The organism is Actinomycetospora soli (assembly GCF_021026295.1).
GTDB classification, from domain to species: domain Bacteria; phylum Actinomycetota; class Actinomycetes; order Mycobacteriales; family Pseudonocardiaceae; genus Actinomycetospora; species Actinomycetospora soli.
The window spans coordinates 290,777-307,083 of sequence record NZ_JAJNDA010000003.1 but is presented as its reverse complement, the minus strand read 5'-3'; the positions used below and the strand labels follow the sequence as shown (position 1 = coordinate 307,083).

At 74.4% G+C, this 16,307-nt stretch carries 14 protein-coding genes; 9 read left to right on the top strand and 5 right to left on the bottom strand.

Features of this window, described 5'->3' with window-relative positions; all coding sequences use genetic code 11:
• Nucleotides 1–9: 9 nt before the first annotated feature.
• The 4 genes from LN037_RS06320 (at nucleotide 10) to LN037_RS06305 (ending at nucleotide 5,097) form a co-directional block, all read left to right on the top strand.
• A complete protein-coding gene (locus tag LN037_RS06320) occupies nucleotides 10–1,968 on the top strand; it encodes a hypothetical protein (protein ID WP_230750893.1) in 1,959 nt (652 codons plus the stop codon).
• 19 nt (nucleotides 1,969–1,987) lie between these two features.
• Nucleotides 1,988–3,256: a YeeE/YedE family protein gene (locus LN037_RS06315; protein ID WP_230750892.1), complete on the top strand. Its 1,269-nt coding sequence runs from the start codon at nucleotides 1,988–1,990 to the stop codon at nucleotides 3,254–3,256.
• 26 nt (nucleotides 3,257–3,282) lie between these two features.
• Nucleotides 3,283–3,603, top strand: a complete 321-nt coding sequence (locus LN037_RS06310; protein WP_230750890.1) for a hypothetical protein — start codon at nucleotides 3,283–3,285, stop codon at nucleotides 3,601–3,603.
• 135 nt (nucleotides 3,604–3,738) lie between these two features.
• A complete protein-coding gene (locus LN037_RS06305; RefSeq protein WP_230750887.1) occupies nucleotides 3,739–5,097 on the top strand; it encodes an aminotransferase class V-fold PLP-dependent enzyme in 1,359 nt (452 codons plus the stop codon).
• On the opposite strand, the gene LN037_RS06300 is transcribed toward LN037_RS06305, so the two are convergent.
• The gene (locus LN037_RS06300; RefSeq protein ID WP_230750885.1) at nucleotides 5,073–5,999 is read right to left on the bottom strand and encodes a TauD/TfdA dioxygenase family protein; all 927 of its coding nucleotides are present in this window, start codon (nucleotides 5,997–5,999) and stop codon (nucleotides 5,073–5,075) included. The genes LN037_RS06305 and LN037_RS06300 overlap by 25 nt on opposite strands.
• 77 nt (nucleotides 6,000–6,076) lie before the next feature.
• Nucleotides 6,077–6,175: a putative leader peptide gene (locus LN037_RS34015; protein WP_372460393.1), complete on the bottom strand. Its 99-nt coding sequence runs from the start codon at nucleotides 6,173–6,175 to the stop codon at nucleotides 6,077–6,079.
• A gap of 126 nt (nucleotides 6,176–6,301) precedes the next feature.
• On the opposite strand from LN037_RS34015, the gene LN037_RS06295 reads away from it, so the two are divergent.
• Nucleotides 6,302–7,669 (top strand): LLM class flavin-dependent oxidoreductase, encoded by a 1,368-nt coding sequence (locus LN037_RS06295; protein WP_230750883.1) that lies wholly within the window; start codon nucleotides 6,302–6,304, stop codon nucleotides 7,667–7,669.
• Between the two features lie 203 nt (nucleotides 7,670–7,872).
• Here the strand turns inward: LN037_RS06295 and LN037_RS06285 are convergent, their stop codons facing one another.
• Complete coding sequence (locus LN037_RS06285; RefSeq protein ID WP_308286114.1) at nucleotides 7,873–9,993, bottom strand: MFS transporter; 2,121 nt, start codon at nucleotides 9,991–9,993, stop codon at nucleotides 7,873–7,875.
• 132 nt (nucleotides 9,994–10,125) lie between these two features.
• Here LN037_RS06285 and LN037_RS06280 point away from each other — a divergent pair, with 132 nt between their 5' ends.
• The 4 genes from LN037_RS06280 to LN037_RS06265 all read left to right on the top strand — a co-directional run bounded on the left by LN037_RS06280 (nucleotide 10,126) and on the right by LN037_RS06265 (nucleotide 13,910).
• Complete coding sequence (locus LN037_RS06280) at nucleotides 10,126–11,280, top strand: amidohydrolase family protein (RefSeq protein ID WP_230750881.1); 1,155 nt, start codon at nucleotides 10,126–10,128, stop codon at nucleotides 11,278–11,280.
• Nucleotides 11,281–11,318: 38 nt separating this feature from the next.
• Complete coding sequence (locus LN037_RS06275) at nucleotides 11,319–12,086, top strand: SDR family oxidoreductase (protein WP_230750879.1); 768 nt, start codon at nucleotides 11,319–11,321, stop codon at nucleotides 12,084–12,086.
• A 79-nt stretch (nucleotides 12,087–12,165) separates the two neighbouring features.
• Nucleotides 12,166–12,630: an SRPBCC family protein gene (locus LN037_RS06270; protein ID WP_230750877.1), complete on the top strand. Its 465-nt coding sequence runs from the start codon at nucleotides 12,166–12,168 to the stop codon at nucleotides 12,628–12,630.
• 98 nt (nucleotides 12,631–12,728) lie between these two features.
• A complete protein-coding gene (locus LN037_RS06265) occupies nucleotides 12,729–13,910 on the top strand; it encodes an MFS transporter (protein ID WP_230750875.1) in 1,182 nt (393 codons plus the stop codon).
• Here the strand turns inward: LN037_RS06265 and LN037_RS06260 are convergent.
• A complete protein-coding gene (locus tag LN037_RS06260; protein WP_230750873.1) occupies nucleotides 13,859–15,472 on the bottom strand; it encodes a flavin-containing monooxygenase in 1,614 nt (537 codons plus the stop codon). The genes LN037_RS06265 and LN037_RS06260 overlap by 52 nt on opposite strands.
• Before the next feature lie 63 nt (nucleotides 15,473–15,535).
• Nucleotides 15,536–16,303: a crotonase/enoyl-CoA hydratase family protein gene (locus tag LN037_RS06255; protein WP_230750871.1), complete on the bottom strand. Its 768-nt coding sequence runs from the start codon at nucleotides 16,301–16,303 to the stop codon at nucleotides 15,536–15,538.
• Nucleotides 16,304–16,307: the final 4 nt, after the last annotated feature.

Sequence of the window (16,307 nt, the reverse complement as noted above, 5' to 3'; positions counted from 1 at the left end):
GGACGCCGGGTGACCCTGCTGATCGCGGGCCTGCTCGGGCTCGCGACCGTGATCGCCCTCGTCGGGCTGATCGCCACCTCCGCCACCCCCGCCGTGAGCCCGGTGGTCCTCTCCTTCGTCGGCTCCGCCGCCGGGGTCGGGCCGGTCCTCGCCCGCGTCCTGCTCGTCGTCGCCTCGGCCCTCGTGGCCGGCCCGGTGCTCGTGGGCGCGCCCCGCGTCCGGGTCGTCGCGCCGGCCGCCGGCGTCGCGATCACGGCCGCCGCCGTCACCGCCGGGATCGGCGACGCCGCCTGGTGGGCCGCCCTCGCCCATGCCGCGCTCGTCGGCGCGGTGCTCGTCCTGCGCTCCTTCCCGACGGCGGGTCGGGTCGCCTCGGTGCTGCTGACGGTGGCCGTCGCGGTCGAGATCGCGATCGTGCGCTGGGGCGCGGCGATGGTGCTCGAACTGCTCGCCGCGGTCGTGCTGGTCGTCGCGCTCGGGCTCACCGTGCGGGCCTCGCGGTACGCCGTGATCGCATCGGCGGCGGCGACCGCGCTGGGGGTCGTGCTGCTCGTCGTCGAGGGGCCGTGGACGGTGTCCGACCTGCTCGGTGGCACCGCCCGCGGGCCCGTCGTCCTGGCCCAGCTCCTGCTGCCCCTGCTGGCCGGCGCCCTGTCCCTGGCGGCGGCGCACACCTCCGGTGCCGGCAATGCGTCACTGCTGGCACCCAGTGACAGCAGCGCCCCATCGTCGGGCGGCGGGACCCCGGCCACCCACGATGTGGTGTCCCTGGCGTCCGGTGACAGCAGTGACGCATTGCCGGCACGGGGCCGCGCGACCCGTCGTCGGGAACTCGTCCGCGTGGCCGCGGGCGCCCTGGGTCTGGGCCTCGCCGCCGTCGCGGTGCTGGGCGCCCTGCCGACCTCTCCGCAGTCGCCGGAGCCCGGCCGGCTGCTGGTGCGGCCGGTGACCGTCGCGGGCCAGTCGATGGCGCTGTTCGTGGCGCCGACGGCGGGTGGACCGACGCTGATCCGACTGTCCTCGGCTCCCTCCGACGGCCCGCCGTCGCACAGCATGGGCGCCATGGGCGGGATGCACGGCGGGCACGACATGCCCGGGGCGGGCTGGTCGATCGCCGCCGGCGGGCAGGACGCCACGTTCGCGCCACGGGACGGGGCGCCCGGCCGGTGGGCGCTGCTCGACGTCCCCGCCGACACGAGGGAGCTCACGCTCACCGGTCCCGGCGGGACGGCCACCGTCCCCGTCGTCATCGGTCCGACCGGGCCCGCCGACCCCGCGGTGCTGGCCGGGCCGGACGGGCCGGAGTGCGCGGACGCGCTGCTCGGCGACCTGCTCGGCGGTGGCCGCGGGGTCGCCTGCCCGTCGACGGCGCTCTCGCCGGCCGATGCGCGGGCCCTCACGCTCGCCGTCACCGACCTGCGCGGTCGCGGTCTGCCGTCGCTGTTCCTGGTGGGCGATGACTCGCCCCGGTCGAGGGCCGCCGACGCCCTCGTGCGGGACACCGCGGCCCGGATCGGGCTGCCGGTCAGTGCCGCCCCGACGCCCGACGACGGCCTCCTGGTCACGTCCGGCTGGGCGCAGGCCCGGCGCACGCTGACCGGGACCACCGAGCAGGCGACGCGGACGCCGACGTTCACCGGCGGCGTGTTCCTCGCGCCGTGGCTGCTCACCTCCGGGGTGCTCTCCGCGGGGGCGTCGACGATGCTCCCGCTGGGCTTCACCCCGCAGGAGGCGGAGCCGCGTGGGTACGCCGCGCTGCTCACCACCATCAGCGACGACGCCGCCCCGTCGTCCTCGGGCTACCTCGCGTGGGCCCGGGAGCAGGGCCGTCCCGACGGCGACGTCCGCCTGTTCGGGGCCGCGACGATCGACGTCATGCCGGGCATGCCCGGGATGAACCACGGGGACCGCGCCGGGGCCTGGCTGCCCGGCGGCGCGCTCGTCCCGATGTCCGGACCGCTCTCGTGACCCCCGTGCAGGAGGAGACATGACCACCCTCGGCGAGGCGCCCCCACGGCGTCTCCTCGGGCGCTTCCAGACCGCGCCCGCGTTCACCCCGGCCCCGGAGGCGCCGCCCGCGAACCGGCGGGTCGTCGCGATCGGGCTGGTCGTCTGGGTCGCGCTCGCCGTCGCCGTCTGGGCCGTCGCCGGGCCGCGGATGGCCGGCGTCCTCGGACTCGGTCTCGCGCTCGGCTTCACGCTGTTCCACTCGCGCTTCGGCTTCACCGGGGCGTGGCGCCAGCTGGTCGGCGTGGGGCAGGGCGCGGCGCTGCGGGCGCACATGCTCATGCTCGCCACGGCGACGACGCTGTTCGCGGTCATCGTGCCGTTCGGCCTCACCCTGACCGGGCAGGCGAACGTCTTCCTCAACCCCGTCGGGATCCCGCTGTTCGTCGGCGCGTTCCTGTTCGGGGTCGGGATGCAGCTCGGCGGCTCGTGCGCCTCGGGCACGCTGTTCGCGGTCGGCTCCGGCCAGTCCTCGATCGTCTACACGCTCGTGGGCTTCGTCCTCGGGTCGATGCTCTCGATCGCGACGTTCACGTTCTGGACGAGGACCGTGCCCCAGGGCCCGACGGTCGACCTCGCCGCCGTGTTCGGCTTCCCGGGTGCGCTCGCGCTGTCGTTGCTGGCCATGGCCGGCATCGTCGCGCTGACGTACGTCGTGGCGAGGCGGCGCAACCCGCCGCCGGTCGACTCGCCGCCCACCGACCACGGCTGGCGGCGCGTCCTGCGCGGCTCCTGGCCGCTGTGGGTCGGCGCGCTCGTGCTCGGCGGGCTCAACGCCGCCGTGCTCGTCGTGTCCGGCGCGCCCTGGGGCGTGACGTCGGCCTTCGGCCTGTGGGGCTCGAAGATCGCCGAGCTCTTCGGCGCGAATCCGGCCTCGTGGGCGTACTTCCAGGTCCCGGCGAACGCGAAGTCGCTCGCCGGGCCGGTCCTCGCCGACCGCGTCTCGGTGCTCGACGTCGGCATCATGGCCGGCGCCCTCGTCGCCTCCGCGCTCGGCGGCGCGTTCGTCCTGCACCGCTCCATCCCGTGGAGGACGGTCGTCGCGGCCCTGCTCGGCGGCATCCTCATGGGCTACGGCGCCCGCCTCGCCGGCGGCTGCAACATCGGCGCCTACTTCTCCGGCATCGCCTCCTTCAGCCTGCACGGCTGGCTCTGGGGCCTCACCGCGATCGTCGGCACCGTCGCCGGCCTCGCCCTGCGCCCGCTCTTCGGGCTCGGCAACCCCACGCCGTCCGACTCGCGCTGCTGACGCTCCCCGACCCGGAAGGACCTCTCGTGAACACCGCATCCCGCCTCGTCGCCGGCACCCTCGGTGCCGCCGCACTCGCCGTCAGCGGCACCGGGCTCGCCTCGGCCGCCCCGACCCCGACCGACCCGCAGGGCACCGGGGGACACCTGTCCCCGGAGCCCGGCGGCACCGCCACCTACGTCCTCCCGGGCGTGGCGGCCCCCCTGCCCGACCCGACGCTCGGCGTGCCCGACGTCCTGCGCGTCGTCGTCACCCCGCTGGCCCTGCTCGCCGACGTCTCCGGCGAGAGCGGGTCGCAGGCGGGGCCGACCGGCGCCCAGGCCGGCCCCGGCTCTGCGGACGGCTGAGCCGGAGCCGTGACGACGCCCCGCCCGGGTCCCCGGATTCCCCCGCCGGCCACCCGGGCGGGGCTCGTCCCGCCCCGGCCCGCCGTCGGGAACCTCCGACCCTCCCCACGCTCGCCATCCCCCGAGGACTCACCCGTGACCGTGCTGACCCGCCCCGTCCTGCCCCGCGTCCACGACGCCGGGCGTCCCGCAAGCCTTCCCGACGGCCGGTCGGTGCCGGTCGCGCAGCTCAACAACGCCGCGACGACCCCGCCGCTGCAGGCGGTCCTCGACGCCGTCACCGCGATGCTCGGCTCCTACGGCGCGCTGCACCGGGGGGCCGGACCGCGGGCGCGGGTGACCGTCGAGCTCGTCGAGGAGGCGACCGCGGCGATCCGCCGGTTCCTCGGCGCCCCCGCCGACCACGACCTGCTGTTCACCACCAACACCAGCGCGGCGATCAACCAGCTCGCGCGGCTGCTCGAGCTCGGGCCGGACGACGTCGTCGTGACCTCGGAGATCGAGCACACCTCGAACAACCTGCCGTGGCGGCTGCAGAGCGCGGCGCGGGTCGTCGAGGTGCGGGCCGACGACACCGGGGCGCTCGACCTGGGGCACCTCGCCGAGACCCTGCACGGGCTGCGGGGGCGGGTGCGGCTGGTCGCGGTGACGGGGGCGTCGAACCTGACCGGGCACCGGCCCGACCTCGTCACGCTCGCGAGCCTCGCGCACGACGCCGGGGCGCTGCTGTTCGTCGACGCCGCGCAGCTCGCCCCGCACCGCGCGATCGACATGGCGGCCGCGGGCGTGGACGCGCTGGCGTTCTCCGCGCACAAGGTCTACGCGCCGTTCGGGCTCGGCGTGCTCGCGCTGCCGCGCACCCTGCTCGACCGCGCCCCGGTCGACCCGGGCGGTGGCTCGATCGACATGCTCGACGACGACGCGGTGCTGTGGGCCCCGCCGGGGGAGCGGCACCAGACCGGGACCTGGAACGCGACCGGGATCGTCGCGCTCGGGGCGGCGGCGACGGCCCTGCTCGACACCGGGTGGCCGGCCGTGGAGGCGCACGAGCGCGCACTCACCGCCTACCTGGTGCACCAGCTGGCGGGGACGCCCGGGGTGCGGCTCGCGGTCGAGGAGGAGTCGTACCGCACCGAGGACCGGATCGGGGCCGTGCCCTTCCACGTCGAGGGCCGCCACCACGCGCTGGTCGCCTCGGTGCTCGAGGCCGAGCACGGGGTCGAGGTGCGCGCCGGGACGATCTGCAACCACCGGCTGGTCCGTCGGTGGGTGGGGGCGGAGGACGCCGAGCAGGCCCGGGTCGTCGCGGCGATCGCGGCGGGGGACCGGCTCGCGAGCTACGGCGTCGTCCGCGCGAGCCTCGGTCTGCAGAACACCCGCGCGGACGTCGACCGCCTGGTCGCCGGACTGACGGCGATCGCGGTCGACGGGCCGCGGCTGTCCTACCGGCCGCTGCCGGCGCAGGAGTGCTACGTGCCGGACGCCAGGGCCTGACCGCCCACCGGCTGCTCCCGGGGCGCGAGCCAGGCGTCCCCGGCCACCGCGACGCTCGGCTGGCCGTGGACGCTCACCGGCACGTCCCCGGCGACCGTGATGCGGTGCAGGCGCCGCGGCCGGTCGTCGTAGTCGTCGACCGCGTAGTGCTGCGTCGACCGGTTGTCCCACAGCGCCACGTCCCCGGGCGACCAGTGCCAGCGCACGGTGTTCTCGAGCCGGGTGATGTGGCGCTGGAAGAGGTCGATCAGGGCGCGGCCGTCGGTGGGGTTGCACCCGAGGACCTTCTGGGCGAACTGGCCGAGGACGAACACGCGCTCGTGCGTCTCGGGGTGCACCCGGACGACGGGGTGGTGGGTCCGGTACACGGTGGCCCGGAACTCCTGGTGGTAGGCGGCCGACGCGTCGGCGACCTCGACCTCGGCGTGCGCGGTGGCGTAGTCGTAGTCGTTGGTGTGCTCGGCCCACAGGTCGTCGGCGAGGGCGCGCAGCGGCTCGGGGAGCCGGGCGTAGGCGGTGGCGGTGTTGGCGAAGACGGTGTCGCCGCCGTGCGGGGGCAGGGTGACCGCGCGGAGCGTGGTGAAGGCCGGCGGCCGGTCGACGAAGGTCACGTCGGTGTGCCACGCGTTGGACTTCGTGCCGCGCCCGGAGTCGACCGGGAGCACGGCGGCCTCGTCCAGACCCCCGGTGATGGTCGGGTGGGCGCCGGTCAGCGGACCGAGCCGGCGCACGGTGCCCGCGTGGGCGGCGTCGTCGAGATGACCCTGGTCGGGCAGGAAGACGACCTTGTGCTCGAGCAGCGCGGCGCGCAGGGCCGCGACGTCGGCGTCGTCGAGATCGGGGTGCAGGCGCAGGCCCGTGATCTCCGCGCCGATCGCACCGTTGATTCGCCGGATGTGCATGTCGTTCCGTTTCCTGGGCAGCCGCCGTCGACGCTCGTGCCATTCGGCAGGGCGCTCGTGGGAATTCGTGTACGAATTCAGCGACGACAGAGTGCGGACGCGTGGCGCAGCAGGTCCACGTGCCGGCGGGAGACCAGGCCGGGCTGCAGGTGACGACGGGCGGAGGGGCTGGTCACGACGCTGCTCCTCCCGTGGGTGCCGGCTCGGCCCCCTGAATCTCGCACAGCGTCGGGCATCGGACAAGTGGTGGCCCTCGCCACCCGCGATTGCACATTCCGCGACCCGCTGCTGGGGTCGTCGACGTGCCCCGCAGAATCCGCTTCAACGCCTTCGACATGAATTGTGTCGCCCACCAGTCGCCCGGCCTGTGGCGGCACCCGGCCGACCGGTCGGCCGACTACAAGGACATCCGCTACTGGACCGGCCTCGCGCAGCTGCTCGAGCGTGGCGTGTTCGACGGCATCTTCATCGCCGACGTCCTGGGCACCTACGACGTCTACGGCGGCACCGACACGGCCGCGGTCCGGCAGGCCGCCCAGATCCCGGTCAACGACCCGATGATGCTGGTCTCGGCCATGGCCGCGGTGACCGAGCACCTCGGCTTCGGCGTCACCGCCGCGACCGGGTTCGAGCACCCGTACCCCTTCGCGCGGCGCGCCTCCACGCTGGACCACCTCACCGACGGCCGGTTCGGCTGGAACGTCGTCACCGGCTACCTGCCGGCGGCCGCCCGCGCGATGGGGGAGGCCGACCAGCTGCCCCACGACCAGCGCTACGACCACGCGGACGAGTACCTCGAGGTCCTCTACCAGCTCTGGGAGGGCTCCTGGGAGGACGACGCCGTCGTCCGTGACCCGGAGCGCGGGGTGTTCACCGACCCCGACAAGATCCACCACGTCCACCACCACGGGCGGTTCTTCGACGTCGACGGGGTGCACCTCTGCGAGCCGTCGCCGCAGCGCACGCCGGTGATCTACCAGGCGGGCGCCTCGCCGCGCGGGCAGCGCTTCGCCGCGGAGAACGCCGAGGCGATCTTCACCGGGGCGCCCACCAAGGAGGTGCTCGCCCGCACCGTCTCCGACATCCGCAAGCAGCTCGCCGAGGCGGGACGCGACCCGTACAGCGCGCGCATCTACACGATGCTCACCGTCGTCACCGACGAGACCTCGGAGGCGGCCCACGCCAAGCACGACGAACTCGCCGCGTACTCCAGCGACGAGGGCGCCCTGGTGTTCATGTCCGGCTGGATGGGCGTGGACCTCTCCCGCTACGACCTCGACGACCCCATCGGCGACGTCGAGTCCAACGCGATCCAGTCCGCCGTCGCCTCGTTCCAGCAGGCCGACCCCTCGGGCAAGGAGTGGACGGTCCGCGACATCGCCCGCTGGGGCGGCATCGGCGGCATGGGCCCGCGCGTCGTCGGGTCGCCCGCCGAGGTCGCCGACGAGCTCCAGAGCTGGGTCGAGGAGACCGACGTCGACGGGTTCAACCTGCCCTACGCAATCACGCCGGGCTCGTTCTCCGACGTCGTGGACCACCTGGTGCCGGAGCTGCAGCGCCGCGGGGTGTACCCGACGTCGTACGAGCCGGGGACCCTGCGCCACAAGCTCCTCGGCCGCGGCGACCGGCTGCCCGACGAGCACCGGGGCGCGTCCTACCGGCGCCGCTGAGGGGTCTTCCCGACGGCGGGTCCGCGTCATGATCACGTCGGTGGGACGGCCGTGGCTGTCGCAGAGATCGACATCGGCCATGGCCGCCCCGCCGATCTGATCATGGACGTGGGCGGCGCCGGTGTCAGCCGTGGCCCACCGCTGATCTTCGACGTCGACGGGGTGCACCTCTGCGAGCCGTCGCCGCAGCGCACGCCGGTGATCTACCAGGCGGACGCCTCGAGCACCACGTCGTGCCGCGTGCCGCCCAGGCCGATCGTGAGCGTCTCCGCCCGCGGCGCGTGGCCGGGCGCCGAGCAGATGAGCAGCGCCGTCCCCGGGCGGGCGCGCAGGGTGAACGCGCCCTCCGAGTCGGTGCGGGCCCGCCCGATCTGGTGGCCGCTCGCGTCGGTGGCGGTCAGGGTCGCGCCGACCGGACGGCCGTCGGCGGTGGTGACGCGGCCGGTCAGGACGGCTGCTGACGGTGCGCCGTTGCTGGCACTGGGTGCAAGCAGTGACGCATTGCTGTCACTGGACGCCGGCAACGACGCGTTCCTGTCATCGGCGTGCGACACGGTCGGCGCGGGGAGGGCCGGCCCGGCCGGGTCGCCCTCGGCCGGCTCGACCCGGTCGGCCACGTCGTCCTGCCCGTGCACGTACTTGCCGCCGCGGAAGAGCGAGGCGATCGCGCCGACCAGCGAGACCGCGATCGCGACCGCGAAGACGACCACGAGGCCGTCGTGGAAGGCGCCGGTGACGAGGTTCGGGAAGAACTGCTTGCCGACCAGCGTCGCGGCGTTGCCCGGCGGCAGCGCCCCGAGCACCTGCGGTCCGAGGATCTCGGCCATCGGGTTGTAGCCGAGGAACGCGGCGAACAGGGTGCCGACCGGCGGCAGCGCCGCGACCTGCTGGGCGACGGGCAGCGGCACGTTTTGTGCGGTCAGCCCGCCGAAGAGGGCCGCGGGCATCGACGAGGCCAGACCGGCGATGAGCATCGAGAAGAAGATGCCGATGGAGAGCGCCATGCCGGAGTTCTGCAGCGTCGACATCATGCCGCTGCCCGCACCGCGTTGGTCGGCGGGCAGCGAGTTCATGATCCCGGTCATGTTGGGGGAGATGAACAGCCCCGACCCGACGCCGTTGACGAAGAGGATGACCGCGAACCACCAGTAGTCGAAGTCCGTCGGCAGCACGAGCAGGCCGACGAACGTCAGGGCCACGATGACGAGGCCGCCGGTGGCGAACAGGCGTGCGCCGAACCGGTCGGAGAGCACGCCGGAGATCGGCGCGGAGATCAGGAAGCCGATCGTCAGCGGGAGCATGTAGATCGCCGACCAGAGCGGGGTCTGCTCGTACTCGTAGCCGTGCAGCGGGAGCCAGATGCCCTGCAGCCAGATGATGAGCATGAACTGCAGGCCACCGCGGGAGAGCGCGCTCATCAGCGTCGCGACCAGGCCCGACGTGAACGCCCGGATCCGGAACAGCTCCAGGTGGAACATCGGCTGCTCGACCTTGGTCTCGACCACGCAGAAGATCGCCAGCACGACGACGCCGCCGATGAGGCAGCCGAGGACGAACGGGTTGGTCCACCCCTCGGCGTGCCCGCCGTAGGGCTGGATCGCGTAGATGACGCCGACGAGCAACAGGATCAGCCCGACACCGAACGTCAGGTTGCCCCACCAGTCGATCCGGTGCTCACGACGCCCGGCCGGGTCGCGCAGCGTCTTGTACGCCCAGATCGTGCCGACCACGCCGAACGGGACGCTGACCCAGAACACCAGGCGCCAGTCGACCTCGGAGAGCAGGCCGCCGACCAGCAGACCGATGAACGAGCCGCCGATCGCGGCGACCGAGTTGGTGCCGATCGCGAAGCCGCGCCGCTCGGCGGGGAAGGCGTCGGTGAGGATCGCCGTCGAGTTCGCCATGAGCATCGCACCGCCGACGCCCTGCAGGACGCGGATGAGGATCAGCCACAGCGCGCCGGCGCCCCCGGAGAAGGGGTCGAGCGCGAGGGCGATCGAGGCGACCGTGAACACCGCGAAGCCGGCGTTGTAGATCTTCGCGCGCCCGTACATGTCGCCGAACCGGCCCAGCGTGACCACCAGCACCGCGGTGACCAGCATGTAGCCCATGATCATCCACAGCAGGTAGCTGATGTTGCCGGGCTCGAGCGGGTTGATGCCGATGCCCCGGAAGATCGCGGGCAGCGAGATGAGGACGATCGACGAGTTCATCGTCGCCATCAGCACGCCGAGCGTGGTGTTCGACAGGGCGAGCCACTTGTAGCCGGGGTGGTCTAGATGGGCCCGGGACGCGGGCACCGGCTCGAGGGCGGTCGAGGTCATGGGTCGTACCCCTGATCGTTAGGGCGAGCAACGACAACCGTTGCATTGTGCACCTATCGAGCGGGGACGGCATCTGTGACCTGCGTCCGACCCGGACGATGCGCGCGACCCGACACGGCAGGGTGACCCGACGTGGAGCTCCTCAGCGGTCGCCGGGTGATCGTCGACGCGGAGCGGCCACCGCTGGAGCACGCGGCGGTCCTGGTCGACGGGGGCGTGATCGTCGCGGTGGGCCCGACCGCGGAGCTCGTGGCCGCCCACCCGGACGTCGGGCACCGCGCGTTCGGAGACGCGACGGTGCTGCCGGGCCTGGTCAACGCCCACGTGCACCTGTCCTTCGACGTCACCGGCGACCCGGTCCCGCCGCTGCGCGACGGCGACCACGACGCGCTGCGGGCGACGATCCGGGCCAACGCGGCCTCGGTGCTCGCCGCGGGCATCACCACGGTCCGCGACCTCGGCGACCGGGACGGCCTCGTCGCCGCGCTCCGCGACGACGTCGCCACGGGCGCGGTGCCGGGTCCGCGCGTCCTGACGGCGGGTGCGCCGCTCACCCCGCCGGGCGGGCACTGCTGGTTCCTGGACGGCGTGGTCGAGCCCGAGGATGTGCGCGCCGCCGTCGCGGCCCGGGCCGCGGCAGGGCTCGACGTCGTGAAGGTGATGGCGAGCGGCGGGATGATGACGCCCGCGGGCCCCGGCATCGCCGACACGCAGTTCGACCTGCCCACTCTGCAGCGCGTGGTCGAGGCCGCCCGGGAGGTCGGGCTGCCGGTGGCGGTGCACGCGCACGGCACGGCGTCGATCGCGATGGCCGCGCGCGCCGGCGCGGACACCATCGAGCACGCCGGCTGGTACGCCCCCGGCGGGGGACGCGACCCCGACGACGCGGTGGCGGAGCTGGTCGCGGCGAGCGGCGCGGTCACGGTCCCGACGAAGTTCCGCGGCTGGCCGGAGTGGCCCGACCGCGCGGAGGCGCGCGAGCGGCAGCGGTGGGCCGACGCGCACGGCATCCCGGTGCTGGTCGGGAACGACGCCGGCGCGGGACAGGGCCGCTTCGACGACCTCCACGAGGCCATGACCTGGTACGTCGAGGTCGGGTGGACGCCCGCGCAGGTGCTCGCGGCCGCGACGTGCCGCTCGGCCGACCGCCTCGGGCTCGGGGACGTCACGGGACGTCTCGTCCCGGGGCTCGCGGCGGACGTGATCGTCGTGGACGGGGACCCGCTGGCGGACATCTCCGCGCTCCGGTCCCTGCGGCTCGTGCATCCCGCTGATCGCCGGGGATGATGCGCCCGCATCGAGGTCGATCCGACGGAGGAGAACCAGTGCAGCTGTTCGACCTGACCGGCAAGGTCGCCGTGGTGACCGGCGGGACCCGCGGCATCGGACTGATGATCGCCCGCGGCCTGCTCGACGCCGGGGCCCGCGTGTACATCAGCTCGCGCAAGGCCGCCGCCGGCGACGACGCGGTGCGCGAGCTCTCCCCGCACGGCGAGGTCGTGTCGATCCCCGCCGACGTCTCGACCGAGGGGCAGTGCAAGCACCTCGCGGCGCTCGTGGGGGAGCGGGAGTCCGCCGTGCACGTGCTGGTCAACAACGCCGGCGCCACCTGGGGCGCGCCGCTCGAGGAGTTCCCGGCCGAGGCGTGGGACAAGGTCCTCGACCTCAACCTCAAGGCTCCGTTCTTCCTGACGAGGGCCTTCCTCCCGCTCCTCGAGGCCTCCGGCTCCGCGGAGTGGACCGCCTCGGTGATCAACGTCGGCAGCATCGACGGCCTGCGGGTCACCGACCTCCCGACGTACCCGTACTCGGCCTCCAAGGCCGGCGTCCACCAGCTGACCCGGGTCCTCGCCGCCGAGCTCGGGGCGCGGAACATCCGCGTCAACGCGATCGCCCCGGGACCGTTCGAGTCGAAGATGATGGCCCAGACGCTCGCGGAGCGCGGCGACGAGATCGCGGCACGCTCGGTGCTCGGCCGGATCGGGCAGCCCGACGACATGGCGGGCGCGGCGGTGTTCCTCGCCTCGCGCGCCTCGGCGTACGTCACCGGGACGGTGCTCGCCGTCGACGGGGGCATCTGGGCGGCGCACTGAGGAGGTGGGCTCCGCTCCCGTGGGTACTTCCGTGCCCGCGCGCGGATTCGTACCGACGGGCCGGAGGCACCCCCGCGCCGTGACCGACACACGCCTCGAAGCGTCCCGCGTCGTCGACGCCCGTCCCGACCAGGTCTTCGCGCTCCTGACGACGCCCGACCGGCACTCCGAGCTCGACGCCTCCGGCACCGTGCGCGGGTCGCGGACCCACCGTCCGGTCACGGGCGTCGGCGACGTCTTCGAGATGGACATGCACGGCCGCGACATGGGCGACTACGTGGTCGACAACCACGTCGTGACCTTCGAGCCCGACGCCGAGATCGCCTGGGCGCCCGCGACCCACGGCGGCGACCGCGGCGGGCAGGTGTGGGGCTACCGGCTGGAGGCGTGCAACGGCGGTGGGAGCACGCGGGTCACGCACACCTACGACTGGTCGGGCGTGACCCTGGAGCGGCTGCTGCCCTACCTGCCCGTGGTCGATGCGGACGGGCTGGCGGCGACGCTGGACCGGGTCGCCGCGGCGGTGGAGCAACAGCCGGCCTGACGTCGACCGCGAGGGGGACACGAGGCAGGGCCGCCGGGAGGCCGGGTGTGCCCTTCGCGACGACGGCGGGCTCCCGGAACGGGTCCACCATGGAGACCGTGACGACCGCGTACCGCGACGTGCTCGCCCGGCCGGGTCTGCGTGCGCTCTACGCGGTGGGGTTCGGCGCGCGGCTGCCCCTGACCGCCACCGGCGTGGTGCTCACGCTCCACGTGGCCGTCGGGCTCGACCGCGGGTTCGCCGCGGCGGGCCTGGTCGGCGGCGCGGTCACGTTCGGGACGGTGCTGGGAGCGCCGCTGCTCGGCCGGCTCATCGACCGGGTCGGCCTGCGCCCGGTGCTGCTGCTGTGCGGGGTGTCCGAGGCCGTCTTCTGGGGTGTCGCGCCCGCGCTCGACGTCGGGCTCCTCGCGGCCACGGCCTTCGTCGCGGGCGTCCTCGCCCTGCCCGCGTTCCCCGTCGTCCGGCAGTCGCTGGGCGCGGTGGTGCCCGAGGACCGGCGCCGACCGGCGTTCGCGCTGGACGCGATGTCGGCGGAGGTGTCGTTCATCGTGGGCCCGGCGCTCGGTACCGGGGCCGTGCTCGCGCTGTCGTCGACCGCGGCCCTGTGGTCGGTCGGGGCGGGCTTCGTGCTGGCCACGGCCGCGCTGTGGTGGCTCGACCCGCCGACCCGCGCCGAGGAGGAGCGCACCGACCCGCCGTCGATGCGGCACTGGCTCGGCGGACCGATGGTCACCGCCCTGGCCGGCGCGGTCGCCGCGGTCCTGCTGCTGACGGCCACCGAGCTGGCCGTCGTCGCCGCGCTCACGGCCCGCGGGGAGACCGGCTGGTTCGCCCTGGCCAACACCGTGTGGTGCCTCGCCTCGCTGGTCGGGGGCTTCGTCTACGGCGTCGCCGCGCGCCCACCGGCGCTCTCGACGTTGCTCGCCGCCCTCGCCGTCGGGACGGTCCCGGTCGCGTTCGGCGGGCCGTGGTGGCTGGTGACGCTCCTCGTGATCCCGGCGGGCGCGTTCTGCGCGCCGGCCCTGTCGTCCTCCGCGGAGGCGGTGGGGCGGCTCGCCCCGGACGCCGCCCGCGGGGTCGCGACCGGCCTGCACGGCTCGGCGATCATGCTCGGCGCCGCGCTCGCCCAACCGCTGACGGGCGTGCTGATCGACCGCGTGTCCCCGACCGCGGCCCTGCTGGCCGCCGTCGGGATCTGTCTGCTGGTGGCGGTCGTCGCCCGGGTCGGTCAGCCCGCGGGGACGGCCTCCCGGGTCCCGGAGAACACGAAGCCCTCGTAGTCGTCCGCCGCGACCTGCTCGAGGATGCGCCGGTAGCCCCGCACCCCGCCCACGTAGGGCATGAACACGCGCGGCTTCCCGGGGACCTCGGCGCCCATGTAGTACGACGCGGCCCGCGGGTAGAGGGTCGCGGCCGCCCGCTCGTTGACGTGGTCGACCCAGTCGGCCTCCGCCCGCGCCGACACCTCGACCTCCTCCGCGCCGCGCTCGGCCGCGCGGTCGACGAGCCCCGCGATCCAGTCGACGTGCGCCTCGATGGAGAGCAGGACGTTCGACAGCAGCGACGGGCTGCCCGGGCCGGCGATGACGAACAGGTTGGGGAACCCGTCGACGCCGACGCCCAGGTAGGTGCGCGGCCCCGCGTTCCAGTGCTCCCGCAGCGTCCGACCGCCGCGCCCCACGATCTCGGGCCGGAGCAGCGCTCCGGTCATGGCGTCGAACCCCGTGGCGAAGACGATGGTGTCCAGCTCGATCTCGCCCGCCGTCGTCCGGATGCCCCGCTCGGTGATCCGGTCCAGCGGGGTCTCGCGCAGGTCGACCAGGTCGACGTCCTCGCGGTTGAAGGTCTCGAAGTAGCCCGAGTCGACCGGGGGGCGCTTCGCGCCGAACGGGTAGCCGCGCGGCATCAGGCGCTCCGCCGTCGCCGGGTCGTCGACCTTCTCGGCGATCTTCGCGCGGATGAAGTCGGCGGCGGTGTCGTTCGCGGCCTCGTCGAGCATGAGGTCGTAGTAGGCGAGCAGGAACCCGAAGCCCGCCGTCGTCCACTGCTCCTCGTAGAACGCGCGGCGCTCGTGGTCGGAGACCTCGGTCGCGGACTGCTTGTTGGGCCGGAAACCCAGGCCCGACGGCGACCGGCGGGCCCGCTCACGGCGGTCGCGGTACCCGGCCTTCACCTCGGCGTCGTGCTCGTCGGAGATCGGCGCGTTGTTCGCGGGGACGGAGAAGTTCGGGGTGCGCTGGAAGACCGTCAGGTGGTCGACCTGGCGGGCGAGGACGGGGATGAGCTGCGTGCCCGACGACCCGGTGCCGATGACCCCGACCCGCTGCCCCGAGAGGTCGACGTCGTCGTGCGGCCAGGCCCCGGTGTGCAGGATGCGGCCGCGGAAGTCCGCCTGGCCCTCGAGCTCGGGCTGCTTGGTCACCGACAGCTGGCCCGTGGCCATGACGAGGTACCGGGCGGACCAGTCGCCCCGGTCGGTCTCCACGTGCCAGCGGTGGGCGTCCTCGTCGTAGGTCGCCCGCGTCATCCGGGTGGAGAGGTGGACGTCGCGGCGGAGGTCGAACCGCTCGGCCACGTGGTCGACGTAGCGGAGGATCTCGGGCTGCGTGGCGTAGCGCTCGCTCCAGCGCCACTCCTGCTCGAGGTCCGGGGAGAAGGACAGCGAGTAGTCGTAGCTCTCGACGTCGCAGCGCGCTCCGGGATAGCGGTTGACGTACCAGACGCCGCCCAGGCCGTCGTTGGCCTCCACGACCGCGACGTCGAGCCCGCGCTCCCGGAAGGTGTGCAGGGTGCGGAGCCCGGCGAAGCCGGCGCCCACCACGAGCATGTCGACCTGGCGCATGGGCCGAGGTTAGGTCGGTGCCCGGACGTCGTCAACGAAAGTGTTGACGACGCGCACGGGACCTCAACGACCGGACCACCGCGGCGTGCGCTTCTCGGCGAACGCCCGCGCCCCCTCCCGGGCGTCCTCCGTGGCCTTGATCGCGGCCAGTTCCGATTCCTGGCGGTCCCACGCCTCGGCGACGGGCAGATCGGCGGCTGCGAGCACCCGCTTCGTCGCGGCCAGGGCGAGCGGCGCGTTCCGGGCGATCCGCGTGGCGAGATCCACGGCGGCCGCCGCGGCCGTCCCGGGGTCGACGAGCCGGTTCACCAGTCCCCAGCGGTGGGCGTCGGCGGCGCCGAACCGGTCCCCGGTGAGTGTCAGCTCCGTCGCGACCGAGCGCGGGACCCGGTGTGGGAGCCGCAGCAGCCCGCCGGACCCGGCGATCAGGCCGAGGCCCACCTCCGGCAACCCGAACACGGCGTCGGAGGCCGCCACCACGAGGTCGCACGCCAGCACCAGCTCGCACCCGCCGGCCAGGGCGAACCCCTCGACCGCGGCGATCAGCGGTTTCGCGGGCGGCGCCTGGGTGAGTCCACCGAACCCACGGCCGGGGACCTCGGGGGCGTCACCGTCGAGGAAGGCGCGCAGGTCCATCCCGCTGCAGAACGTCCCGCCGGCCCCGGTGAGCACGCCGACGGCCAGCGACGGATCGGCGTCGAGCGCGTCCAGCGCCGCGGCGATCGACCGGCTCGTCGCCCCGTCGAGGGCGTTGCGCCGCTCCGGTCGGTCGAGGGTGATCAGCAGGACCCCGTCGGACGGCCGCTCCGTGCGCACCCCGGTGCTCTCCACCGCG